The sequence below is a fragment of the Labrenzia sp. CP4 genome (genome assembly GCF_001579905.1).
Taxonomy (GTDB): domain Bacteria; phylum Pseudomonadota; class Alphaproteobacteria; order Rhizobiales; family Stappiaceae; genus Roseibium; species Roseibium algicola.
This window is the reverse complement of record NZ_CP011927.1, coordinates 1,280,909-1,304,735: the sequence shown is the minus strand read 5'-3', so window position 1 is coordinate 1,304,735 and position 23,827 is coordinate 1,280,909. Positions and strand designations below refer to the sequence as shown.

20 protein-coding genes are annotated in these 23,827 nt (G+C 60.7%); 11 read left to right on the top strand and 9 right to left on the bottom strand.

The features are described from left to right. Positions 1–294: 294 nt before the first annotated feature. A complete protein-coding gene (locus ACP90_RS06030; RefSeq protein WP_055656214.1) occupies positions 295–1,257 on the top strand; it encodes a hypothetical protein in 963 nt (320 codons plus the stop codon). 143 nt (positions 1,258–1,400) lie between these two features. On the opposite strand, the gene ACP90_RS06025 is transcribed toward ACP90_RS06030, so the two are convergent. The 4 genes from ACP90_RS06025 to ACP90_RS06010 all read right to left on the bottom strand — a co-directional run bounded on the left by ACP90_RS06025 (position 1,401) and on the right by ACP90_RS06010 (position 5,441). Beyond that, positions 1,401–1,763, bottom strand: coding sequence for a Tsi3 family protein (locus tag ACP90_RS06025; RefSeq protein ID WP_145915715.1), 363 nt, complete (start codon positions 1,761–1,763; stop codon positions 1,401–1,403). Between the two features lie 77 nt (positions 1,764–1,840). Further along, positions 1,841–3,112 (bottom strand): hypothetical protein, encoded by a 1,272-nt coding sequence (locus tag ACP90_RS06020; protein WP_077291904.1) that lies wholly within the window; start codon positions 3,110–3,112, stop codon positions 1,841–1,843. A gap of 222 nt (positions 3,113–3,334) precedes the next feature. Further along, positions 3,335–4,036: a UTRA domain-containing protein gene (locus ACP90_RS06015; RefSeq protein ID WP_023003131.1), complete on the bottom strand. Its 702-nt coding sequence runs from the start codon at positions 4,034–4,036 to the stop codon at positions 3,335–3,337. Between the two features lie 25 nt (positions 4,037–4,061). Then, complete coding sequence (locus tag ACP90_RS06010; RefSeq protein WP_062487318.1) at positions 4,062–5,441, bottom strand: formimidoylglutamate deiminase; 1,380 nt, start codon at positions 5,439–5,441, stop codon at positions 4,062–4,064. 74 nt (positions 5,442–5,515) lie between these two features. Here ACP90_RS06010 and hutI point away from each other — a divergent pair, with 74 nt between their 5' ends. From hutI to ACP90_RS05960, 10 genes are all read left to right on the top strand, one after another. Next, positions 5,516–6,727 carry an imidazolonepropionase gene (gene hutI / locus ACP90_RS06005; protein WP_062491412.1) on the top strand — a complete coding sequence of 404 codons (1,212 nt, stop codon included), beginning with the start codon at positions 5,516–5,518 and terminating at the stop codon, positions 6,725–6,727. Beyond that, entirely contained in the window at positions 6,724–8,280 is a 1,557-nt protein-coding gene (gene hutH / locus ACP90_RS06000) for a histidine ammonia-lyase (protein ID WP_062487316.1), read from the top strand. The genes hutI and hutH overlap by 4 nt, the downstream gene beginning before the upstream one ends. Continuing rightward, a complete protein-coding gene (gene hutG, locus ACP90_RS05995) occupies positions 8,267–9,094 on the top strand; it encodes an N-formylglutamate deformylase (protein WP_062487314.1) in 828 nt (275 codons plus the stop codon). Before hutH ends, hutG begins: the two co-directional genes overlap by 14 nt. After that, complete coding sequence (hutU, locus tag ACP90_RS05990) at positions 9,087–10,769, top strand: urocanate hydratase (RefSeq protein ID WP_062487312.1); 1,683 nt, start codon at positions 9,087–9,089, stop codon at positions 10,767–10,769. Before hutG ends, hutU begins: the two co-directional genes overlap by 8 nt. Before the next feature lie 142 nt (positions 10,770–10,911). Next, positions 10,912–12,009 (top strand): TRAP transporter substrate-binding protein, encoded by a 1,098-nt coding sequence (locus tag ACP90_RS05985; protein ID WP_023003125.1) that lies wholly within the window; start codon positions 10,912–10,914, stop codon positions 12,007–12,009. 580 nt (positions 12,010–12,589) lie between these two features. After that, positions 12,590–13,093, top strand: coding sequence for a TRAP transporter small permease subunit (locus tag ACP90_RS05980; RefSeq protein WP_062491410.1), 504 nt, complete (start codon positions 12,590–12,592; stop codon positions 13,091–13,093). After that, positions 13,090–14,640 (top strand): TRAP transporter large permease subunit, encoded by a 1,551-nt coding sequence (locus ACP90_RS05975; RefSeq protein WP_062487310.1) that lies wholly within the window; start codon positions 13,090–13,092, stop codon positions 14,638–14,640. The genes ACP90_RS05980 and ACP90_RS05975 overlap by 4 nt, the downstream gene beginning before the upstream one ends. 155 nt (positions 14,641–14,795) lie before the next feature. Further along, positions 14,796–15,503, top strand: coding sequence for an ABC transporter permease (locus ACP90_RS05970; protein ID WP_062487308.1), 708 nt, complete (start codon positions 14,796–14,798; stop codon positions 15,501–15,503). After that, a complete protein-coding gene (locus ACP90_RS05965; RefSeq protein WP_208993471.1) occupies positions 15,496–16,320 on the top strand; it encodes an ATP-binding cassette domain-containing protein in 825 nt (274 codons plus the stop codon). Before ACP90_RS05970 ends, ACP90_RS05965 begins: the two co-directional genes overlap by 8 nt. Beyond that, positions 16,317–17,153 (top strand): substrate-binding domain-containing protein, encoded by an 837-nt coding sequence (locus tag ACP90_RS05960; protein WP_023003120.1) that lies wholly within the window; start codon positions 16,317–16,319, stop codon positions 17,151–17,153. The genes ACP90_RS05965 and ACP90_RS05960 overlap by 4 nt, the downstream gene beginning before the upstream one ends. A gap of 270 nt (positions 17,154–17,423) precedes the next feature. Here the strand turns inward: ACP90_RS05960 and ACP90_RS28690 are convergent, their stop codons facing one another. The 5 genes from ACP90_RS28690 to ACP90_RS05940 form a co-directional block, all read right to left on the bottom strand. Then, positions 17,424–17,552: a hypothetical protein gene (locus ACP90_RS28690; protein ID WP_023003119.1), complete on the bottom strand. Its 129-nt coding sequence runs from the start codon at positions 17,550–17,552 to the stop codon at positions 17,424–17,426. Next, positions 17,549–18,904, bottom strand: a complete 1,356-nt coding sequence (locus tag ACP90_RS05955; protein WP_208993470.1) for a c-type cytochrome — start codon at positions 18,902–18,904, stop codon at positions 17,549–17,551. The genes ACP90_RS28690 and ACP90_RS05955 overlap by 4 nt, the downstream gene beginning before the upstream one ends. 12 nt (positions 18,905–18,916) lie before the next feature. Then, entirely contained in the window at positions 18,917–20,143 is a 1,227-nt protein-coding gene (locus ACP90_RS05950) for a formate dehydrogenase subunit gamma (RefSeq protein ID WP_062491404.1), read from the bottom strand. 138 nt (positions 20,144–20,281) lie between these two features. Further along, complete coding sequence (fdh3B, locus tag ACP90_RS05945; protein ID WP_062487306.1) at positions 20,282–20,875, bottom strand: formate dehydrogenase FDH3 subunit beta; 594 nt, start codon at positions 20,873–20,875, stop codon at positions 20,282–20,284. Positions 20,876–20,887: 12 nt separating this feature from the next. Then, on the bottom strand, positions 20,888–23,791 hold the full coding sequence (locus ACP90_RS05940; RefSeq protein WP_023003116.1) for a formate dehydrogenase subunit alpha: 2,904 nt from the start codon (positions 23,789–23,791) through the stop codon (positions 20,888–20,890). Positions 23,792–23,827: the final 36 nt, after the last annotated feature.

Here is a 23,827-nt window from a genome sequence, read left to right as displayed (position 1 = left end):
AATACCGGTGGAGGGGGCATCATACCCTCCCCCTGAGTCCTCAAAAACGGCCAAAACCTTCCCCCAAAACTCAAAACCGCCGCCTTCAAGTCAAGTGACATGCCGCACAAGTGCGACCTGCAGGACGCGTGATATCCAGCCTCTCAACGAGAACTCAAGTGATACCGAAATAGAGGTGTAAATCTGATGCACGTTCAAATCAGAAAACCAAAGAACCCCATCCCCAGGAACTACTTTCCCCACAACCGTGTGGAACAAAAGCGCGACGGCGTCTGGGTGAGGTGCGGAGTCGTTATGCCTGTCGGCGCCGGCGACAGCTGGGAGACGATCGGCAAGTTCTGCGACGGCATCCCTGCCGAAGAAGTGGCTTATGCCAACTTCGAGACCTATGACCCCGCCGAGATCAACTGGTACCTGAGAGAATATGTCGGCTGCCACAAGCCCGGCCCTCGTGGGTTCAACTTCATGTTCGATGGCGCCAAGCCTGGTCTTATCCTGGCTCCGTTCCGGGATGCGCTGATCGGCGATGTGGTGGAACGCGCGCACAGGCAGGAGGAGCGCCGTCAGCGCCGCACCATCCTCGACCGACGATGGGACAACCGCAATATCGACATTCCGGAGGGTGAAAAACTCGTCGTCCAGGCACGCGAAATGATTTACCGCCGCGTCCAGAACCACGTCCCGAACTCGCAGGATTTCGATCTGCAAAAGGAATTGACGGGATTTCTCGTGGGCGAGGCGATTGACGGTGGCGGTGGTCTCCTAACGCCGCACAAGGCGCTCTTGAAGACCTTGCTCAAGCCCCTCAAGGAACTCCATCCGGAAAACGAGCGGGTTCGTAAGCTGCGCAAGAAGTATTATGAAGGGTTCGCAAACGGCGTGGCGGCGGCGCTCTTTCCAGGGCACGACTACGCGCTTCACGACAAGGTCCCGGGAGAGAGGTTCTTCTACAATGCCGGTCTCGAGCATGGTCGCCAGATGAGCGGTCTGCAACGTTACCAGTTCGTGATGGGCCTGATGGAACGCGCACGCCGTTATGGTCTGCGCGGAGGCAACCCGATCTATCAGCAGAAAGCCAACTTCTCGAAGGGTTTTGGCGGACGCGCCGTTGCGTTCTATCTCGCACGGGAATTGTCTTCCAGCCGTTTGCTGGAACGCAATATCCACGAGACACCGCTCAAGGAAGACATTGTGGATGCAGTAAAGGACACCCTCACGGACAAAGCCAAGGAAGCTGTCGGTATCCCGTCCTTCTGAGACGGGCTACTGCTGGTCTAGGCGACTGCTCAGGATGTGCAGAAGGCGACGCTGGTCAAAAAGCGAGCACAGAAATATTCATTTCGTGCGTGTTGAGGGGTGCGCAGAGCCGCCTCCCTCACTCCTTAAGGAGACCCTGCCGGTTACTCCTGCGCCGCCAGGCTTTCCCAAACCTGCCACGCTTCGTCGAACGCCGGTGTTCCGCCTTCCGACTGGATATAGGCGCGGACATAGGCCTGACGGTCTGCAATTTGTTTGGGAATGGTGAGGGTATATTCCGGGCCGCCCATGCCACCTTCGACTGTCGTCAAGGTGTGCGGGGCGGGATCGGTCCCTTCGGTGTCGACCCCGCCGGCGACCGGTTGCGGCGCGGTGGTCCAAATGGCGATTTCATCGACTTCGCGCAGAGCCTGTTCCGGCAAAAGCAGAATGTGATCGGCACCTGTTTCGACCTTGCGTCCTTCGGGTACGCCAAACTGCAGGCCGTCGACAACTTCAGTCTTCATCTCAATCACTCTTTGCTGCTCGGCATTGCAGGACGCCAGAATAAACGGAACCAGTAAGGGAAATATTTTCAGCCACTTCACCATGATATCTTGGCGCCTGACATGTCGGAATGAGCTTCACCGACAAAGCTTCCCCAACCGGTCACCCTGTCGTCCCACGGCCGTGAGGTGTATTCGGACCCAAGCGCCGCAACGTTGTCCGCAGGCCAGTTCCTGGCATGCTGCGCATAGGCGGCAAAATTGATACCGGGAAACGCAGCGGCGGTTCTTGGCAAGTCCGTTTTTGTCTTTTTGCCGACGAGATTGGCAACATACCTGATGTATTTCGCGACAGCGAAGATGTTGAACTCGTCGCACGTCAGAAGCGTCGCGATCTGCGCGCCGTCGAGACCTTGCCTCCGTTTGTGTTCAAGCAACCCGGAGAACAGATCCGTACGCGCGACAGTGTCGTCGCGCACCTGACCAAGGCCTACAGAGGTTGTGCGCCTTGAGACCGAATGCGTCGCCGCGGTGTAGTCCAGCATGTCTTCGTTTTGAGATTGATCACGCTGTTCCGCCAAGACGATCGCTCCAATGACTTCCGGCGTCAGATTATAGGTTTTTGCAGCAGCGTTCATCACGGCTCCCCGGGACGGGCGACCGTTCAGGTAAATCGGCTCAAACAATGTGGAGATCGGCAAACTCGTAATGCGCGCGGCCTGCCGAAGACGTTCACTGGCGGAACTGGGAACAGTCAGACCATTCCAGAGCGGATTGGAGTAGCTGCGCGACACGGGACCGGATGCGCCAGGATCACCTTGCGGATTTGTCTTCTGCTCATAGAGGATGCGTGCCTGGTCAAACGCAGAAACGCGGTGATTGAAGATGTCGCGTCCCGTTGCACCGCTGCCTGAGAAAGACGCGGATGCACTTGAGGGAATAGTCGCACTGGTGATGGGTTTCTTGGTGCTGATCGAAAGCAAGCCGTACTTGCGCATGCTGTCGGCAAGATCGTTTGCAAGCCCGAACACCTTTGCCGGATTGCCAAATTGCGCGTTGAGGATTGCTGCATCCCGGTCGAAAAAGAAGAAACCAGCCAGGTTGTTTTCGATACTGGAAACTGAGACAGGCCCGGCTTTCGCTGCCATCAGCATTACGGCGTCGTAAAGCGAAGGAGCACTTTGCTGATTGAAGTACCTTGTAAAAAAATCTCTCAGAACTTTGCCGGATTGCAATTGCGTGATTGTTGCGTCGAACCTCGTGTCACGTTCAAGAAGTTCCAGAGCTTTTGCCCGCTCCCCGTCGGTAACCCATCGGAAGACATCTCCCAGTTCCAGGAGTTTGATGACCTCATCGCCTACAACGGTCATGATTTTCTTCAACCCCTCTATTGCTCGGGCTGGTCAGGACAGAAATTGTTTTCCAATCCGAAAATTAAAATAAATCAACTAGTTAACAAACTTTCAGAATCCAACCCTAATTGATTGCCGCCCCAGTTACAACTCTAAGGGGCGCAATCGCAATGAGCGGGGCCATGCCCGGCCGGTATTTGAACAACCTTGCTGGAGAGGTCGGAAAACGCCCCTCCCCGCTCAGATCTCCGTCCGCATCCGGTAGCCCGGGGCGAAGATCAGGCGGACATGGGTGATCGGCAGGGGGCCGGTCCAGGTGATGCGTTCCATCGCAAAGAGGGCTGCGCCCGTGGAGGCATCCAGTTTGCGCGACAGGGTCTTGTCGGCATTGACGGCGAAGAAGGAAATGTCGCCGTGGCTGTAGGGCGCGTTGTGCACCAGCCACTCGTTGGCGCTGACGTCCTCGAACGTCATGTCACGCGCCGCCGGAGCCGCTTCCAGGTTGATGTAGCGTTCCTCGAAGGCATAGGGCCGGTCGTCGGCAAAGTGAAGCGTTTTTAGAAACAGGACATCCGCGCCGAGCGTCACCTGAAACGCGCCGTGCAGCATGGGCGGCAGGGGCCGGAGATCCTTTTCCAGAAGGCTGTGCCGGTAGGTGCGGCCAAGCGCTTCGACTTCTTCACGCAGGATCGGAATGGTGAGCGTCGCGCGCTGAGGCGGGTTGAGCGCAACACGCGTTCCCGCCCGGCGCTTGCGCACCACAAGCCCGCTTTCTGCAAGGTCCCGGAGAGCACGGTTGACTGTGGTGCGGGCGCAGCCGAACTCTTCCGCAAGATCGGCCTCATGGGGGATCTGCTCCCCCGGCTGCCAGATCCGGTCATGGATCCGCCGAAGGAGTTCTTCGCGAATGCCCGTCCAGGAATTTGTGTCCGCAAGCGCCAAGTCGTCTACCCGTTCAAGTCGTTCTTCAAAGTCTGGCGCGCAACGAGGCCATGGTGGCCCGGTATTTCGCGCGGATGGCGTTGCCTTTTACATGGTTTCCGCCGGAAACAACATGCCGGCCGGCGGACCAGACCTCCGCAACCATCCGGTCGTCACCGGCAAAGATCCAGGCATCCAGAATTTCGTCGCCTTCCCGGCCTTCCAGGTCGATGGCGGTGCCATCCAGTGCGACGAGATCGGCAAGCGACCCTTCCGATATCCTGCCCGCCGCACGCCCCGCCGCCTGCGCACCACCGGCCACGACGCCGTCGAACAGGACCCGGCCGGTGGACTTTTCCTTCGTTGCAACAGAAGCCCGGCAGGTATCCCGCAGGCGCTGGGAATATTCCAGCGTGCGCAGCTCTTCGGAGAGCGCGATGCGGATGTTGGAATCCGAGCCAACGCCGAAGCGGCCGCCCGCGGCCAGGTAGTCGACGCCATCGAAGATCCCGTCGCCGAGGCTGGATTCCGTTATCGGACAAAGCCCCGCAACGGCCCCGGTCGCAGCAAGACCGGCGGTCTCCTGCGGGGTCATCTGCGTGCAGTGGATCAGGCACCAGTTTTCTGAAACCGCGTGGTTGGCAAGCAGCCATTCCACCGGGCGCTGCCCCGTGGCCGCCAGAACCTCGTCCACTTCCGGGATCTGCTCGGCAAGATGCATGTGCAGCGGGTTGCCGCCGGCAAGGGCAACGGCCTTCTTCAGACTGTCGGCATCAACCGCCCTCAGTGAATGCGGGGCAACGCCGATGACCGCATCATCTGGCAGCGACTTGAGCGCCTCAGACGCAAGCTCGTGCAGTTTCTGGAAACGGTCGAAGTCGTTGCCAAAGCGAATCTGTCCGGCAGCCAATGGGCGCCCGTCACAGCCGCCGAACTGGTAATGAACCGGCAGATGCGTGAGGCCGATGCCTGTATCGGAAGCAGCCGCCATGATGCGGTCCGACATTTCCGCCAGGTTGGCGTAGGGCGCACCGCCCGGCTGGTGATGCAGATAGTGGAACTCGCCAACGGCGGCATAACCCGCCTCCAGCATTTCCATCTGCACGAAGGCGGCAATCGCCTCCACGTCTTCCGGCGTCAGGGCGTCCAGAAAGCGGAACATGATCTGGCGCCAGGTCCAGAAACTGTCGCGGCTTTCGCTACCGCGCCGCTCGCTCATGCCCGCCATGGCCCGCTGGAAGGCGTGGCTGTGCAGGTTGACCGGGGCCGGCAGAAGAATGCCGACGCGTTCGCCGATTGGCTGCGCATCTCTTTCAACCGAGGCGATCCGGCCGTCCGGCCCGATCGAGACAGCGACATTTTCCGCCCAGCCGTCGGCCAGAAGCGCCTTTTCCGCAAAAACCGTCGCGCCAGAAACTGTCGACATGCCGTCTTTTCCTCCGTTGACACGTTAATATGTGCATGCATATTATCTTATATCGCAATCTAATCAAGCCGGAGATGGACGTGCTGAAACACCTCCTCACAAACGCCAAGCTGGCAACGCTCACCGCAAACGGAGAGCCGTACGGCCTGATTGAGGACGGTGCTCTGGTGATCGAAGGTGGCCGGATCGCCTGGATCGGCAACGCCGCAGACCTGCCGTCTCATTATGCGTCGCTCAGCGCGGATGATATCGGCGGACGGCTGGTGACCCCGGGGCTGATCGACTGTCATACCCATGTTGTTTTCGGCGGCGACCGTGCACGTGAATTCGAAATGCGCCTTCAAGGCGCAACGTACGAAGAAGTGGCCCGGGCCGGTGGCGGCATCGTTTCCACGGTCAAGGCAACGCGCGCAGCCAGCGAAAAGCAGCTGCTGGAAGCTGCCCTGCCACGCGTCGATGCCCTGATCGCCGAGGGCGTCACCGCCATCGAGATCAAGTCCGGCTATGGCCTCGACCGGGAAACAGAGCTGCGCATGCTGCGCACCGCCCGCAAGATCGGCAAGCTGCGACCGATCACCGTCAAGACCAGCTTCCTGGGCGCCCATGCCATTCCGGCCGAATACAAGGACAAGGCCGACCTCTATCTGGAAAAGGTCTGCCTGCCGACGCTGGAAGCGGCTCATGCCGAGGGACTGGTGGATGCCGTGGACGGTTTTTGCGAAGGCATCGCCTTTTCGCCGGAACAGATCGGCAAGGTATTCGACAAGGCCAAGCAGGTCGGCCTGCCGGTGAAGCTGCATGCAGAGCAACTGTCCAACCTGAAGGGCGCGGCCCTTGCCGCTTCCTATGGCGCCCTTTCCGCCGACCATCTGGAATACCTGGATGAAGCCGGCGTCAAGGCGATGGCCGAAAGCGGGTCTGTCGCTGTGCTTTTGCCGGGCGCTTTCTACACCTTGCGCGAAACGCAGTTCCCGCCGCTTGATGTTTTGCGCAAGCACAATGTGCCCGTCGCGCTGGCAACGGACTGCAATCCGGGTTCATCCCCCCTCGCCTCGTTGCTCCTGACCATGAACATGGGCTGCACCTTGTTCCGCATGACACCGGAAGAAGCGCTGGCCGGCGTCACCCGCGAAGCGGCGAAGGCGCTTGGTCTGGACGATCAGGGCACGCTGGCACCCGGCAAACGGGCGGATCTGGCTGTCTGGAACGTCAGCCACCCGGCCGAGCTTTCCTACCGGATCGGCTTCAATTCCCTCTTCAAACGCATTTTCGGAGGCTCTGAATGAGCGCCCTTACCCTGACACCGGGCTCCGTGACCCTGGCGGATCTGGAACGCATCTACCGGGAAGAGCTGCCAGTGCGCATCGACCGCACGGCGGAAGCTGCGATCAACCTTGCGTCCGAACGAGTTGCCAAGGCGGCCCGTGGCAGCGAGGCCGTTTACGGCGTCAACACCGGCTTCGGCAAGCTGGCCAGCGTCAAGATCGCCCCCGAGGACACTGCAACCCTGCAGCGGAACCTGATCCTTTCCCATTGTTGCGGCGTCGGCGAACCGCTCGACAAGACCACCACCCGCCTGATGATGGTGCTGAAGCTGCTCTCGCTTGGCCGAGGTGCCTCCGGTGTCCGCTTCGAAGTGATGAAGCTGATCGAGGATTGCCTTGAAAGAAACGTCACGCCGATGGTTCCCTCGCAAGGGTCTGTCGGTGCATCCGGCGATCTTGCGCCGCTGGCCCATATGACGGCTGTCCTGATCGGTGAAGGTGAAGCTGATTTTGGCGGCACGCGCATGCCCGGTGGTGAAGCCCTTGCCAAGGCGGGCCTGTCCCCGGTCGTGCTTGGCCCCAAGGAAGGCCTTGGGCTGATCAATGGCACGCAGTTTTCGACCGCCTGTGCGCTCACCGGCCTGTTCGACGCCTGGCGTCTGGCCGAAGCGACCCTGATGACTGCCAGCCTTTCCACCGACGCCATCATGGGCTCGACCGCACCGCTCCTGCCGGAAATCCATGAACTGCGCGGCCATCGCGGCCAGATCGAAGTGGCAAGGGCCATGCGCGCAATCATGGACGGCTCGGAAATCCGCGAAAGCCACCGCGAGGGCGACACCCGCGTGCAGGACCCTTACTGCATCCGCTGCCAGCCCCAGGTTGCCGGTGCCTGTGTCGATCTGCTCCGCATGGCGGCCCGCACGCTCGAGATCGAAGCCAATGCGGCAACCGACAATCCGCTGGTACTGATCGATGCCGACCGGATCGTTTCCGGTGGCAATTTCCATGCCGAACCGGTTGCCTTTGCTGCCGACCAGATTGCACTCGCCATTGCCGAACTCGGTGCGATTTCCCAGCGCCGTGTCGCGCTCATGGTCGACCCGACGCTTTCCTTCGACCTGCCGCCGTTCCTCGCCAAGGATCCGGGCCTGAACTCGGGCATGATGATCGCGGAAGTGACGACCGCCGCCCTGATGAGCGAGAACAAGCATCTCGCCAATCCGTGCTCGACGGATTCCACGCCGACCAGTGCCAACCAGGAAGACCATGTTTCCATGGCCGCCCACGGAGCTCGCCGTCTTGCCCGCATGAACGCCAACCTCAGCCAGATCTTGGGTGTGGAACTTCTGTGTGCCGCCGAAGGCATCGAGCACCGCGCCCCGCTGAAGACCAGCGCTTCGCTGCAAACGGTGATGGGCACTCTTCGCGGTGTCGTTCCCTCCCTGGAAAAGGACCGCTACATGGCACCGGACCTTGAAACGGCAGCCGGCCTGATCCGCAGCCGCAAGCTGGTCTCGGCGATTTCCGCCGGCCACATGATCACGCTGGGAGATGCCCATGCAGCCGGTTGACGTCTTCCGCGGTGATGGCCCGGTCGTTCTTGGCGTGCCTCATGCAGGCACATTCGTTCCGGACGACATCAAGGCAAGGTTCAACGACACCGGCCTGAAGCTGGCCGACACCGACTGGCATGTGGACCGGCTTTATTCCGATCTGCTGCCCGGTGCGACCATGGTGAAGGCGAACTTCCATCGTTACGTGATCGACGCCAATCGCGATCCGGAAGGCGTCAGCCTTTATCCGGGCCAGAACACCACAACGCTCTGCCCGACCACCGATTTCGATGGACGCCCCATCTACCAATCCGGCATGGAACCGGAGACCGGTGAAATCGAGGCCCGGCGTCTTGCCTGGCATGCTCCCTATCACGCTGCCCTTCAGGCGGAAATGGAACGGGTCCGCGCCAAACACGGCGTCGCCATTCTCTACGATTGCCACTCGATCCGCTCCGTAGTGCCGTTCCTGTTCGAAGGCACGCTGCCCGATTTCAATACGGGCACCAACAACGGCACGACCTGCGCCAGCGCTATCGAGGCTGCCGTCGTCGCCTGCACCCAAGCAGCTGAAGGTTACACGTCGATCCTCAACGGCCGCTTCAAGGGTGGCTGGACGACACGGCATTACGGCCGACCGGCCGAAGGCTTTCACGCCATTCAGATGGAGCTCGCCCAGAAGACCCATCTTGCCACCGAAGACACGCCCTTTGCCTATGACGAGGCCAAGGCCGACCGGCTTCGGACCCATCTGAAAGACATCCTGAGCGCGCTGGAAAACCTCGCGCCATCCTTATTCCAGAACAACACCCAGGGAGCGAACAATGACTGATCGCCGCCACAACGCCCGCGACGTATTCCCGCCCACCGGCACCGAGCTCAACACCAAGTCCTGGCTGACCGAAGCCCCGCTGCGCATGCTGATGAACAACCTTCATCCGGATGTGGCGGAAAACCCGCATGAGCTGGTCGTCTATGGCGGCATCGGCCGCGCGGCACGCACCTGGGACGATTTCGACCGTATCGTCGCAAGCCTCAAGATCCTTGAGGAAGACGAGACGCTGCTGGTGCAGTCCGGCAAGCCGGTCGGTGTCTTCAAGACCCACAAGGATGCCCCGCGCGTTCTGATCGCCAATTCCAACCTGGTGCCGAACTGGGCCAATTGGGACCATTTCCACGAGCTGGATAAGAAGGGCCTGGCCATGTATGGCCAGATGACCGCCGGTTCCTGGATCTACATCGGTACGCAGGGCATCGTGCAGGGCACCTATGAAACCTTCATGGAAGCCGGACGCCAGCACTACGAAGGCAATCTGAAGGGCCGCTGGATCCTGACCGGTGGTCTCGGCGGCATGGGCGGTGCCCAGCCGCTTGCAGCCGTCATGGCCGGGGCCTGCTGCCTTGCGGTGGAGTGCGACGAGAAGAGCGCCGACTTCCGCCTGCGCACCCGCTACGTCGACGAAAAGACCCACTCCCTCGACGAGGCGCTGGCACTGATCGACCGCTGGACCAAGGCAGGCGAAGCCAAGTCCGTGGCACTGATCGGCAACGCCGCCGATGTCTTCTCCGAACTGGTGAAGCGCGGCGTGAAGCCGGACATCGTCACCGACCAGACCTCCGCCCATGACCCGGTCAACGGTTACCTGCCGCAGGGCTGGACCGTCGCCGAATGGCGCGCCAAGGCCGAGACCGATCCGAAGGCGGTGGAAAAAGCCGCGCGCGCGTCCATGAAGGTGCATGTCGCCGCCATGGTCGACTTCTGGAACATGGGTGTGCCGACACTCGATTACGGCAACAACATCCGCCAGGTTGCCATGGAAGAAGGCCTGGAAAACGCCTTTACCTTCCCGGGTTTCGTGCCGGCCTATATTCGTCCGCTGTTCTGCCGCGGCATCGGCCCGTTCCGCTGGTGCGCGCTTTCCGGCGATCCGGAAGACATCTACAAGACCGACGCCAAGGTGAAGGAACTGATCCCGCACGACCAGCACCTGCACAACTGGCTGGACATGGCGCGCGAGCGCATTTCCTTCCAGGGCCTGCCGGCACGCATCTGCTGGGTTGGCCTTGGGCAGCGTCACCGCCTCGGCCTTGCCTTCAACGAAATGGTCCGCAACGGCGAACTGAAAGCGCCGATCGTGATCGGCCGCGACCACCTCGACAGTGGTTCGGTTGCATCGCCCAACCGCGAGACCGAAGCCATGAAGGACGGCTCCGATGCCGTGTCTGACTGGCCGCTTCTGAATGCCCTGCTCAACACCGCTTCCGGCGCGACCTGGGTGTCGCTCCACCATGGCGGCGGCGTCGGCATGGGCTTTTCCCAGCACTCGGGTATGGTCATCTGCTGCGACGGCACGGAAGATGCCGATCGGCGAATCGGTCGGGTGCTCTGGAACGATCCGGCAACGGGCGTGATGCGACACGCGGATGCCGGCTACGAGATCGCGCTGGACTGCGCGAAAGAACAGGGGCTTAACCTGCCGGCGATTCTGGGTCGTCCCGCGTCCTGATGGACGCAGAAAGATGACCCAGCAACTATAATGCAATCAACTTTCTGCTTTCATGGTCCAACATGAAAGCAGGTTGATATCGGGGAAACAATCAAGCACGGCGGGACACTCCGATCCATTCCTTTGACTGAGGGGTAATACCATGAAAAGACGTGATTTTCTGAAAGCCGGCGCTACCGGCACAGCCGCAGTTGCGGCCTCCACCCTGGCCGCACCTGCCATTGCGCAGGATGTGCACCAGTGGCGCATGGTCACCGCATGGCCGAAGAACCTGCCAGGACCGGGCGTCGCTGCCCAGATGCTGGCGGACCGCATCACCGCATTGTCCGGTGGTCGCATCGAGGTGAAGCTCTTTGCCGCCGGCGAAATCGTCCCGGGCAACGGTGTGTTCGATGCCGTCGGCCAGGGCACTGCCGAGCTGTACCATGCTGTACCCGCCTATTGGGGTTCCAAGTCCAAGGGCATCCTGCTGTTCGGTTCGCAGCCTTTCGGCCTGACAGCTCCCGAACAAGCCGGCTGGATGATCCACGGCGGCGGACAGGCTCTCTATGACGAGATCTATGCCCGCTTCAACCTGAAGCCGTTCCTGTGTGGCAACTCCGGACCGCAGTGGGCTGGCTGGTTCCGCAACGAGATCAACAGCGCCGACGACCTGAAAGGCCTGAAGTTCCGGTCCACCGGTCTTGCCTCCGAAATGTGTTCCAAGCTCGGCATGGCGGTTCAGGCCATGAGCGGACCGGCCATGTTCCAGGCGCTTCAGTCCGGCGCACTTGATGCGGGCGAGTTCATCGGTCCGTGGACCGACAGCGCGCTCGGCTACTACCAGATCGCCAAGAACTACTACTGGCCGGGTGTCGGCGAGCCGTCTTCCGCTGAAGAATGTGCCGTCAACCTGGAAGCCTACAACGCCCTGCCAGACGACCTGAAGGAAGCCGTGCAGCGTGCCTGCGCCAGCCTCTACAACGACGTTCTGACGGAATACAACACCAAGCACGCCCAGGCACTGACCCAGCTGGTCAATGATCACGGTGTGATGGTGAAGAAGCTTCCGGACGACGTCATCGTCGCAATGGGCAATGCCGCCGGTGAGGTGATCGCCGAACTGCGTGCGGACGAAGACGAGCTGGTGAAACGCATCACCGAAAGCTTCCTCGCCTACCGCAAGCTGATGCGCGAGTACATGCCCTATGCCGACAACGGCCAGATGAACGCGCGTATGCTCGACTACAACTACGACTGATCGGGTTGACGTCTCACATCGGGGAAATCTGTTTTCCCCGATGTGATGGCGTTTTATCGCCCTGTCGTTCGCCTGAGGGGAACCAGTGGCCTTTCTGGACAGATCGTCACCTTGTTCCAGCACGTGTGACCGATCCTTCAAGACAGCGCTTCGTGCTTCCTCAGGATGAGGGTGTGGGTGGGGATGGGTTTTCCTCGTGACTTGGCAAATGGACAAATCATATTGCTCCTCCTTTCGTCATCCCATGGCTCGACCATGGGATCCATCCCGTTTCCTCTCCACCCCTGAGGTCGTTTCGAGGTTACGGCATGGCTTGCAGGGTCGAGCCCTGCAATGACGAATATCTGAGAGGTTTGAGACTGCGGAGAGACCGGGAGGTTCGAAGGTGCCGTTCAAGGGCACCCCTCCACTTGTCATCCCGGACGGAGCGAAGCGCAGATCCGGGATCCAGTACGCCGCAGCCTTTCAAACCAAAGCAAGTGAGCCGGGTTACTGGATCCCCGCCTGCGCGGGGATGACAAATGATGGGACGTCTGCCACTGATCCAGAAGGCAGAACAGTCAGCAAACAGGAACCACAGATGGAAAAACTGGCGGGCGCGCTGGAGCGTGTCAATTCGGTAATAGGCAACACGCTGTGCTGGGCGGCGCTTCTGATGTTGCTGCTGCAATTCACGATCGTGCTGCTTCGCTATGTCTTTGGCTACAGCTTCATCTTTCTCGATGAAGGCGTGCTGTATTTCCACGCGGCGATCTTCATGCTCGGCGCCGGGTACACTTTCCTCGTCAATGCCCATGTGCGTGTCGACATCTTCTATGCCAGAAACAGCGAGCGCGCGCAGGCGTGGATCGATATCTTCGGCCATCTGTTCCTGCTGACACCGGCTCTCGTCGTGCTGATCTGGTTTTCCTGGCCGTCCGTGCGCGGCAGCTGGGCCATTCTGGAAGGGCCGATTTCCGTTGGCGGCATCCCTGCCTCCTTCCTCCTGAAATCCCTCATTCCCGCCTATTGCGTGCTGCTGCTGATCCAGGGTGTGGCCGCGTTCATCCGCGATGTTCAGAAGCTGAAAGGCGTCAGCGCATGAGCCTGCCTCTCGATCTCATCATGTTCGGCGCGCTGATCGCCTTCATTCTGCTCGGCTATCCCGTTGCCTTCACCATTGCGGGCGTCGCCACGGGCTTTGCCCTGCTCGGCTGGATGATGGGTGACTTCAACATTCAGCTCATGGGCGCCATGGGCCAGCGTTTCTTCGGCGTGCTCACCAATCCGGTCCTGACCGCGATCCCTCTGTTCGTCCTGATGGGCGTCATTCTGGAAAAGAGCCGCATCGCAGAGGATCTGCTGGAAACAATGGGCCGGCTCTTCGGCCGCATGAGAGGTGGTCTCGGTGTTTCGGTGATGCTGGTCGGTGCCCTGCTCGCCGCGTCCACAGGCATTGTCGGGGCAACGGTGGTTGCCATGGGCCTCATCGCCCTGCCCACAATGCTGCGCAATGGCTATGACCCCAAACTTGCCTCCGGCATGGTCTGTACTGCCGGAACGCTCGGCCAGATCATCCCGCCGTCGACGCTGCTGATCATCCTGGCCGACGTCATGTCCAATGCCTTCCAGCAGGCGCAATACGCGCAGGGCAAGTTCACCATCGAGACGATCTCGGTCGGCCAGACCTTTGCAGCCGCCATGATCCCGGGTCTGCTGCTCGTCGCCGTCTACTGCGCCTACATTGTCGGCCGGGCTTACCTGTTCCCGAACGACGCGCCAGCGATGTCGGAACATGTCGACCAGCCGTCAGGCCGAGAGATCGCTGCCGCCATCGTGCCGCCGATCCTGTTGATCGTTGCTGTGCTCGGTTCCATCCTCGGCGGTATCGCCTCGCCCAACGAGGCAGCTTCCGTCGGTGCCGTGGGCGCGATCCTGCTGGCAGGCCGCCGTCTCGGGGTGTCCTCAAAGCTCATCGTGCTGGCGACAGCTGCGCTCCTGACGCTTGCAATTGCCGCATCGATCCTGCCGATACGCCTGCAACGCTCCGATGTCACCGCCGGTGGCTACGTTATCGCCGCTGTCTATGCGGGGCTGGCGCTGTTTTCCCTGGGCGTCGTTTTGCACATCCTGAGGAAGGCTTTCGCGGACGGGCTCCTGAAAGCTTCCATGCTGTCCACACTGACCGTCACCTCGATGATCTTCGCAACCATCCTGATGGCCAGCTTCTTCTCGCTGGTCTTCGTCGGCCTTGGGGGGGAAGACCGGGTCCACGACATCCTTCAGGAAATGCCGGGCGGTCCGACAGGCGCACTGATCTTCGCGATGCTGTTCGTCTTCGTTCTGGGCTTCTTCCTCGATTTCGTCGAGATCTCGGTGATCCTGCTGCCGGTTCTGATCCCGCCCCTGATCCTGATGGGCATCGACCCAATCTGGCTGACGGTCCTGATCGCGATCAACCTGCAGACCTCGTTCCTGACCCCTCCCTTCGGCTTCTCGCTGTTCTATCTGAGAGGCGCAGCGCCGAAGGAAATCACAACGGGCCAGATCTACCGCGGCGTTGTTCCCTTTATCATCCTGCAGATCGTCGCCGTCGCCATCCTCTGGACCTTCCCGATGTTCGCCACCTGGCTGCCCCGCTGGCTGTATTGAGGAGTTTCTCGGCAAGCCGATAAAATTCACGATCTACTTAAAAAAGCCACAGCACCTTCCGCTGTGGCTTTTTTGTGCGTGTCCATGTCGTACATGAGTTTCATTCTTTGGCATTTTACGTTATTTTTTCCCGTAGAGAGGGAGAAATGACAGGAATGGACAGTTTCTGGGGGGCATTTGCTGGAGCCCTTGGCCTGGTCGTCGCGCTGGATCCGGATCTGATGGAAATCATCGGCCTGTCCATGCGGGTCACGCTTACGGCTGTCGTTCTTGCCTGCGTCATCGGCCTGCCCCTCGGCGCAGCGGTCGGCACTTTCAATTTTCCCGGAAGAACGCTCGTCGCCGTCATCTTGAACGCGCTGATGGGCCTGCCACCTGTCGTGGTTGGCCTGCTTGTCTATCTCGTCCTGTCGGCATCCGGACCGCTCGGGCCGTTGCGTCTGCTCTACACGCCGACTGCCATGATTATCGCGCAGATGGTGCTGGTGACGCCCATTGTCGCCGCGCTGACACGCCAGGTAATCGAAGACCTCAACAGGGAATATTCCGAGCAATTCGCATCGATCGGCGTCGGCCGTTTTGATCGTCTGACAGCCATGCTCTGGGATGCCCGCTACAGCCTTCTGACGGTCGCGCTGGCCGGTTTCGGCCGTGCGGTTGCCGAAGTCGGAGCGGTTATCATTGTCGGTGGCAACATCAACCATGTTACCCGCGTGATGACCACGACCATCGCCTTGGAAACATCCAAGGGCAATCTCCAGCTTGCCTTGGCGCTCGGCGTGATCCTGCTGATGATCGCCTTTGCTGTGAACGCCGGTGTCATGGCCCTTCGTGCCTCAGCTGCGAGGGCCGCCTATGCGTGACGCAGCTTTCGACACACCAGGGACTGCCTCCACGATGTCGCGCCGTAGCCCGGCAATGCACGACCCGTTGCTGGATGTCAGAAGTCTCGGCTTTTCGGCGGGCGGCGAAAAACTTCTGCACGACGTCGATGTTGCCATTCGGCGCGGTTCACGCACGCTCATCATGGGCCCGAACGGAGCCGGCAAGAGCCTCTTGCTGCGATTGATGCACGGTCTGCTTCAGCCGCAGGAAGGCGCTATCCTGTGGGAAGGCGGCCGGATGGACGCCACCGCCCGACGCGCGCAGGCTATGGTCTTCCAGCGTCCCGTGTTGTTGCGCCGCTCGGTTATCGCCAATCTCAAGTTCGCACTGAGCGTTCGCGGCCTGCGGGGCAGCGAACGCGCCGACAAGGTCAAGGCCGCGCTGGAAACGGCGGGCCTCAGCCATCTGGCCCGCCGCCCGGCGCGCGTCTTGTCCGGCGGAGAGCAGCAGCGCCTGTCCCTGGTGCGCGCTCTTGCCTGCGATCCCGAACTCCTGTTTCTCGACGAACCTACTGCCAATCTCGACCCGGCTTCCACTGCCGCGATCGAGTCCCTGGTTCTGGAAGCCAACGCCCGCGGTGTCACCGTTGTTCTGGTGACCCATGATGCAGGCCAGGCAAAACGCCTCGGTGAAGACCTCGTGTTTCTGCAGAACGGCACCGTGGTCGAGACAGGACCTGTCGAAAAAGTGCTTGCCAACCCCAGAAGCGAACCCGTTCGCGCCTGGCGGGAAGGCAGGCTTTACCTTGGACCCAACACCCAATCCCTGAATAATTACCCCGGGAGGAAAAATTGATCAGAAGAGCATTTCTGGCGCTTGCCGCCGCCGTCCTGACGACCGTATTTGCCGGTCAGCCGAGTTTTGCGGAAGACAAGTTCATTGTCGTCCAGTCGACCACCTCAACCCAGAATTCGGGCCTGTTCGACTATCTCCTGCCCATCTTCCAGGAAAAGACCGGCATTGAGGTCCGCGTGGTTGCCGTTGGCACAGGCCAGGCCATCAAGAACGCCGCCAACGGCGATGGCGATGTCCTGTTCGTTCACTCCAAACCGTCTGAAGAAAAATTCGTCGCAGACGGTCTCGGCGTTTCCCGTTCCGACGTCATGTACAACGACTTTGTCATCGTCGGCCCGGCAAATGACCCTGCAGGCGTCGCCGGCTCGAAAGATGTCGTTGAGTCCCTGAAGAAAATCGCCGATGCCAAGGCTCCCTTTGCCTCTCGCGGCGATGACAGCGGCACCCACAAGGCGGAGCTGCGCCTGTGGAAGGCCGCCGGCATCGACCCGAGCGAAGGGTCGGGCGACTGGTACCGTGAAACCGGCTCCGGCATGGGCGCTACCCTCAACACCGGCACCGGCATGGGCGCTTACGTCATGACCGACCGCGCCACCTGGATCTCCTTCGGCAACAAGGGCGACTACAAGGTTGCCGTTGAAGGCGACCCGATCCTGTTCAACCAGTACGGCATCATTCTGGTGAACCCGGAAGTTCATGCCCATGTGAAGGCCGATCTTGGCCAGCAGTTCGTTGACTGGGTGCTGTCCAAGGAAGGCCAGCAGGCTATCGCCGACTACAAGGTCGACGGCCAGCAGCTGTTCTTCCCGAATTCGGACAAGGGCTCAAGCTGAGCCCGTCTGACCGCCTTCTCGCTTTCCGAGTGAGTGGAGCCAGATAGCAATCTGTGTCGCATGCTCCGCTCAAACCTTCCCCCTTCTCACGCGAGGAGGGGGATTTTTTTGACCTGATCAAAGCCAAATGGACTTGCGTGGAGCTTCAAGGTCACCCCGGCGCGAAAGGCAAGTACGCCGCACAAGGTACCCCTCATGAGCTATCAAAAGCCCATGTGCAAAAGAATTAGCGGCAGGCGCCGCCTGTTTCGGTCGAATTGCGGGTAATCGTTATTCCCCCAAGCGCACGGACGGGCTGGACGTGAAGTCGGCGCTGGAAAACCGCAGGTGCTCCAGAACCTGGTTGGCGCCGATGGCAATCACGATAATGGCGGCAAACGCGATGAGCATTGTTTTCATTGTGTATCTCCTTCGGATGGCGCCGTCGCCGATTTCAGATAGTCGATCAGGTCGTCACGGTCTTGCTGTTCCACAATCCGCTGCATCGGCATCTTCGATCCGGGAATATAGTGATCCGGACCGTCCAGGAACAGTTGATCGATCGTCGCTTCCGACCAGACAATATCAGATCCTGACAGGGTCGCCGAATAGGGATAGTCCGGAATAGTGCCCGCACGCCGGCCGAAGATGTTGTGAAGCGTCGGCCCGGCCTTGCGCGCGGTATCGCCGGTCAGGGCGTGGCAGATCGAGCATTTGCGCGCGAACTGCCGTTCGCCGTTGGACATTTCTTCCGGTTTCTTGAGGAATTGCGGTGTCTCGGTTGCCATCGGATCGAATGTTGCAAGATCAGCAAGGGGCCATGAATAGACGATGTTCTCGATGCCGCCCGCATGCAACACATCGCCGTCCTTCGAAAAGGCAAGAGCCCAGATTGGACCTTTCAGTGCTGCCCGGAAGTCCGTTTCGAGCGCCCAGGACGTCGTGTCGAACACGGTGATGTATCCATGACCGTCACCGGTCGCCAGACGTGAGCCATCCGGACTGACCGCCATGGCCAGTATCGGCCGGCGCTCGAAAGTAAAGTCATGCAGCCGTTCGCCGGTTTCGATATCGACGATCCGCGTCACTCCGTCCTGGGAGCCGTAGGCAATCCAGCTCTCCCGGTCACCCTCACCGCCAATGGCAATGACATTGATGCCGAAGCCATTGCGATCAACGACCCGCTTTTCACTTTGCGTTGCCAGATCCCAGAGCTTGATCGACCCGTCGACCGACGCGGAGTAGAGCTGGCGCCCGTCCCTTGAAAACGCGACCGCATTCACCCCGGCTGAATGTCCGGCAAGATAAGCCGGCTCGCCGCCGGCAACCGGCCACAACCCCACACGTGCATCCCAGCTTGCGCTGGCAATCGTCGTCTTGTCGGGGGAAACCGCAAGCCCCATGATCTTGGCCGTGTGCCCTTCCAGAACCCGGTTCGAGTTATCGCGGGTGTTCCAGAGAATAAGCTCGTTGTCGTCTCCGCCGGACACCAGATGACTGCCGTCCAGAAACTGAACCACCTTGACCGCCGCCGCATGACCCTCAAGCCATTGCGGCGCCCGGTCTTTCCAGATGCCGACCGAATTGTCGAAGCTGGCAGTGGCCACCTGCCCGGTCTCAAGGGAAACGTCGATATCCATGACCGGGCCGCCGTGGCCCTTCAGGGTCTGGAAATCGGCGCTACCGGCTGCGGAGACCAGCGTCAGAAGGAAGCCGGCAGCGGGCCCGAAGACCCGTGCAAGCAACCATACGGGATCCGGTTGAAACGGCATGTCACGCCGGGCCTATTCGGCGGGAACCGCGCTGTCGCCGCCTGAATGTTTGGCGGCTTCGCGCTTTTCAGCTTCTTCGACTTCCTTCACCCAGAGACCGTGGTGCTCCTTCGCCCACTGCAGTTCAACCTCGCCGGAGCCCATGGCGTCATAGGCGCCTTCCATGCCAATGGAACCGATGTAGATATGCGCCAGGATCAGCGCCATCATCACGAAGGCCACAATGGCGTGCCACAGCTGCGCAAACTGCATTTCCTCATGCGGTGCAAGCGCGGTAGGCAATGTACCGAGACCCACCAGCTGCGGCAGGCCGAGTGCGTTGAGCTTTTCGAAGGTGACCGCAAACATCGGCATTTCGAACGGGAACAGCAGCGACAGACCGGAAACGGAGATCGACGCGCCCAGGACGATCACCCCCCAGAACACCAGCTTCTGACCGAAGTTGAATTTCTTGGCCGGCGGGTGCACGCCCTTCTTGAAGAGCCCGCCACCGACGGCGATCCATTTCACGTCCGTCTTGTTCGGGATGTTGTGTGCGACCCACATCACGAACACCATGATCAGGCCAAGCATGAAGGCCCAGGCGACGTTGTTGTGGATCCACTTCGAGAAATGCGCGACGGGCGCGAAGGCGTCCTTGCCGATCATGGGGATGATCACGAAGCGCCCGAAAAGCGTCAGCAGGCCGGTAATGCCAAGCAGGACGAAGGATCCAGCAAGCAGCCAGTGCCCGAAGCGCTCGATCGCCTTGAAGCGGGTGATGGTGCGGCCGGTCTTCTCGCCGTCGATGCGAATACGGCCGCGAATGAGATAGAAAAGGGCCAGCAGCATGATAGTCCCGCCGAGCAGCCAGGCGCCATAAGTGGCAAGTGGTCCCTTGCGCCATTCGAGCCAGCGCATGCCACCATCCTGCATCAGAACGGTTGCTGCAAATCCACCGGAAGAGACTGTCACGTCCGCGGAGCCATACCGCAGTGCCCGCCAGAGCTCCGGATCGGAGACACCGCCAAGTGTCCCGAGCTGTGAGGAAATCGACGCCGCGTCGTCCGGATCACCGGTATTGTTGCGGCGGAAGTCGTAGTCGACCTTCTCACCACGCTGGCGCTTCATGATGTCTTCAAGCGTCTGCGCACCACCGGTCGCCGACCGGTCGGCGGACGTATCCTGTGCAAACCCTGTCCCCAGACCCGCACCAAGAAAGGCCAGAAGAACAAGCAAAGCCATAGTCACGCGTTTCATGACCGCAAACCTCATTGTCGATTACAACCGGAGACGAGCGGGGCGGCTGTAAAGCCGCCCCGCCTACGTTTCTTTCAGGCATCTACCCAAGCGTGACGGGCAGTCCGGCGTGCCGGTCTGCCCTCACCCCGCAAGGGATCAGCCGCCTTTCTGGCCGTAAGCGGTACCCCAGCCCCAGGCACCCGAGCCGAAGCCGCGGGCAACCACACGTTCGCGATAGATGGCCGACACGACGTCGCCATCACCCGCGAGCAGGGCCTTGGTGGAGCACATTTCCGCGCAGAGCGGCAACTTGCCTTCCGCGATACGGTTGCGACCGTATTTCGCGAACTCTGCAGTGGAGTTGTTTTCTTCCGGACCACCTGCACAGAAGGTGCATTTGTCCATCTTGCCGCGCGATCCGAAATTGCCCGCTTGCGGGAATTGCGGTGCGCCGAACGGACAGGCGTAGAAGCAGTAGCCGCAGCCAATGCACAGGTCCTTCGAGTGAAGCACCACGCCTTCTTCGGTCTGGTAGAAACAGTCCACCGGGCACACCGCAATGCAGGGTGCGTCCGAGCAGTGCATGCAGGCCACGGAGATCGACCGTTCGCCCGGTTTGCCATCATTGATGGTCACAACACGGCGGCGGTTGATGCCCCACGGCACCTCGTGCTCGTTCTTGCAGGCCGTGACGCAGGCATTGCACTCAATGCAGCGTTCGGCGTCGCAAAGGAACTTTGATCTTGCCATTTGTCGTCCTCCTTACGCTGCCGAGATCTTGCAGAGTGTAGCCTTGGTCTCTTGCATCTGGGTCACCGAGTCATACCCGTAGGTCTGAGCGGTGTTACAGCTTTCCCCAAGCACATAGGGGTCTGCACCCTTCGGATACTTCGACCTCAGGTCCTCGCCCTGGTAATGACCGCCGAAGTGGAACGGCATGAAGGCAACGCCTTCGCCGACACGTTCGGTAACCATCGCCATGACCTTGACCTTGCCGCCCTCCGGGCCTTCGACCCAGACCTGTGCGCCGTCACGCACTCCGAGATTGTTGGCATCCCGCGGATTGATTTCGACGAACATGTTCTGCTGGAGTTCCGCCAGCCAGGGGTTCGACCGGGTTTCGTCCCCGCCGCCCTCGTATTCGACCAGACGGCCGGATGTGAGGATGATCGGGAAGTCCTTGGAGAAGTCGTTCTTCTGGATCGACGCATAGAGTGTCGGAACACGCCAGAACGACTTGTCGGCATAGGTCGGATAGTCCGCGACCAGATCCCGCCGGTTGGTGTAGAGCGGCTCGCGGTGCAGCGGCACCGGATCCGGGAAGGTCCACACAACGGCACGCGCCTTGGCGTTGCCGAACGGGGCACAGCCATGGGCGATCGCCACGCGCTGGATACCGCCCGAAAGGTCGGTTTTCCAGTTCACGGTGCCGATCTTGTCCGCAGCGCCGGCAACAGTCTCGATCGACTGACGCTCTTCGGCCGTCAGGTCACCATCCCAGCCGAGATCGATCAGCATCTGCATGGTGAACTCGGGATAGCCGTCCTGAATGTCCGCACCGGGGTTGGAGACGCCTTCCGCCAGAAGGTTCTGGCCATCACGCTCCACGCCGTAACGGGCACGGAAGCACAGACCGCCTTCAGCGACCGGCATGGACATGTCGTAGAGATTTGCCGTTCCCGGGTGTTTCATCTCTGCAGTGCCCCAGCACGGCCACGGCATTCCGTAGAACTCGCCGTCGTTCGGACCACCGACTGCACGCAGCGTGGTGCGGTCGAAGGTGTGCTGGTTCTCCATGTGCGACTTGATACGCTCAGGCGACTGGCCGGTGTAGCCCACCGTCCACATGCCGCGGTTGAACTCGCGTGTCAGGTCCTCGATGTTTGGCTCGTCCCCGTCCATGCCGATGTTGCGGAAGAGACGGTCGTCGAAACCGAACTTCTTGGCGAACATAGCGATGATCGTGTGGTCGGGCTTGGATTCAAACAGCGGTGCAATCACCTGTTCGCGCCACTGCAGCGACCGGTTGGAAGCGGTCACCGAACCACGGGTCTCGAACTGGGTCGAGGCCGGCAGCAGGTAACAGCCGTCGGTGCGGTCGTGCAGGATTGCCGAAACAGTCGGATAGGGATCAACCACGACCAGAAGGTCGAGCTTTTCCATAGCCTGTTTCATTTCCGGCAAACGGGTCTGGGAGTTAGGAGCATGGCCCCACAGCACCATCGCACGGGTGTTGTCCGGCTGTTCCAGGTTTTCCTTGGCTTCAAGGACACCATCGATCCAGCGGCTGACCGGGATACCGGTCAGGTTCATCATGGCCTTGTCCTTGCCGTCCGCACCCTTGATGGTGCCGAAGCGGCCTTTCAGCCAATCCAGATCTTCTTCCCACACACGAGCCCAGTGAGCCCAAGAGCCGGCGGTCAGGCCGTAATAGCCCGGCAGCGTGTCGGCGAGAACGCCGAGGTCGGTCGCTCCCTGCACGTTGTCGTGGCCACGGAAGATGTTGGTGCCGCCACCGGCGGTGCCCATGTTACCAAGCGCCAGCTGCAGGATGCAGTAGGCACGGGTGTTGTTGTTGCCGTTGGTGTGCTGGGTGCCGCCCATGCACCAGATCACGGTGCCCGGACGATTGTTGGCAAGCGTCCGCGCCACGCGCTTCAGCTGGCTTTCCGGCGTACCGGTGACACGCTCGACTTCATCGGGCGTCCATTTGGCGACTTCTTCGCGGATCTGGTCCATGCCCCACACGCGGGTGCGGATGAACTCCTTGTCTTCCCAGCCGTTTTCGAAGATGTGCCACAGAATGCCCCAGATGAGGGCAACGTCCGAACCCGGACGGAAGCGCACATATTCGTCGGCATGGGCCGCGGTGCGGGTGAACCGCGGATCGCAGACGATCAGCGGTGCGTTGTTCTGTTCCTTGGCGCGCAGCACGTGCAGCAGGGAGACGGGGTGAGCCTCCGCCGGATTGCCGCCGATGATGAAGATCGCCTTGGAATTGTGGATGTCGTTGTAGCTGTTGGTCATGGCGCCGTAGCCCCATGTGTTCGCTACGCCGGCAACCGTCGTGGAGTGGCAGATGCGGGCCTGGTGGTCGACGTTGTTCGTTCCCCAGTAGCCTGCAAACTTGCGGAAGAGATAAGCCTGCTCGTTACTGTGCTTGGCCGAGCCGAGCCAGTAGACGCTGTCCGGACCGCTTTCTTCGCGGATCTGCAGCATCTTGTCGCCGATCTCGTTGATCGCCTCGTCCCAGCTGATCCGCTTCCACTCTCCGCCTTCCTTTTTCATCGGATATTTCAGGCGGCGCTCGCCATGAGCGTGTTCGCGGACGGAAGCTCCCTTGGCGCAATGGGCACCCAGGTTGAACGGGCTGTCCCAACCGGGCTCCTGCCCGATCCAGACTCCGCTGGAAACTTCGGCGATAACGGTACAGCCAACGGAACAGTGCGTGCAGATCGACTTGACGGTCTTCACGGCATCGCCGGTGGATTGTGCCTTGGCTTTGGTGACCGTTCCTCCGGTCACGGTAATGGCGGCCAGGCCGCCTGCGGCAAGACCGGATCCCTTAAGGAACGTACGGCGGTCTACCGACTTGTGTGCAGCGTCTTTCAGGATACTTGCACCTTGGGGGCGTCGCGCAACCCCATTGGTCTTTTTCCTAAGCATATTGCCCTACCTTGCTTGTATCAGAACCTGATACGG

Coding starts and splice junctions, on each gene's coding strand:
- ACP90_RS05975 (WP_062487310.1), top strand. CDS start 13,090: ATGAGCCTGCCTCTCGATCTCATCATGTTCGGCGCGCTGATCGCCTTC.
- hutH (WP_062487316.1), top strand. CDS start 6,724: ATGAGCGCCCTTACCCTGACACCGGGCTCCGTGACCCTGGCGGATCTG.
- ACP90_RS28690 (WP_023003119.1), bottom strand. CDS start 17,552: ATGAAAACAATGCTCATCGCGTTTGCCGCCATTATCGTGATTGCCATC.
- ACP90_RS06025 (WP_145915715.1), bottom strand. CDS start 1,763: ATGAAGACTGAAGTTGTCGACGGCCTGCAGTTTGGCGTACCCGAAGGA.
- ACP90_RS05965 (WP_208993471.1), top strand. CDS start 15,496: ATGCGTGACGCAGCTTTCGACACACCAGGGACTGCCTCCACGATGTCG.
- hutI (WP_062491412.1), top strand. CDS start 5,516: ATGGACGTGCTGAAACACCTCCTCACAAACGCCAAGCTGGCAACGCTC.
- ACP90_RS06020 (WP_077291904.1), bottom strand. CDS start 3,112: ATGACCGTTGTAGGCGATGAGGTCATCAAACTCCTGGAACTGGGAGAT.
- hutU (WP_062487312.1), top strand. CDS start 9,087: ATGACTGATCGCCGCCACAACGCCCGCGACGTATTCCCGCCCACCGGC.
- fdh3B (WP_062487306.1), bottom strand. CDS start 20,875: ATGGCAAGATCAAAGTTCCTTTGCGACGCCGAACGCTGCATTGAGTGC.
- ACP90_RS05985 (WP_023003125.1), top strand. CDS start 10,912: ATGAAAAGACGTGATTTTCTGAAAGCCGGCGCTACCGGCACAGCCGCA.
- ACP90_RS05950 (WP_062491404.1), bottom strand. CDS start 20,143: ATGAAACGCGTGACTATGGCTTTGCTTGTTCTTCTGGCCTTTCTTGGT.
- ACP90_RS06010 (WP_062487318.1), bottom strand. CDS start 5,441: ATGTCGACAGTTTCTGGCGCGACGGTTTTTGCGGAAAAGGCGCTTCTG.
- ACP90_RS05955 (WP_208993470.1), bottom strand. CDS start 18,904: ATGCCGTTTCAACCGGATCCCGTATGGTTGCTTGCACGGGTCTTCGGG.
- ACP90_RS05980 (WP_062491410.1), top strand. CDS start 12,590: ATGGAAAAACTGGCGGGCGCGCTGGAGCGTGTCAATTCGGTAATAGGC.
- ACP90_RS05970 (WP_062487308.1), top strand. CDS start 14,796: ATGGACAGTTTCTGGGGGGCATTTGCTGGAGCCCTTGGCCTGGTCGTC.
- hutG (WP_062487314.1), top strand. CDS start 8,267: ATGCAGCCGGTTGACGTCTTCCGCGGTGATGGCCCGGTCGTTCTTGGC.
- ACP90_RS05940 (WP_023003116.1), bottom strand. CDS start 23,791: ATGCTTAGGAAAAAGACCAATGGGGTTGCGCGACGCCCCCAAGGTGCA.
- ACP90_RS06030 (WP_055656214.1), top strand. CDS start 295: ATGCCTGTCGGCGCCGGCGACAGCTGGGAGACGATCGGCAAGTTCTGC.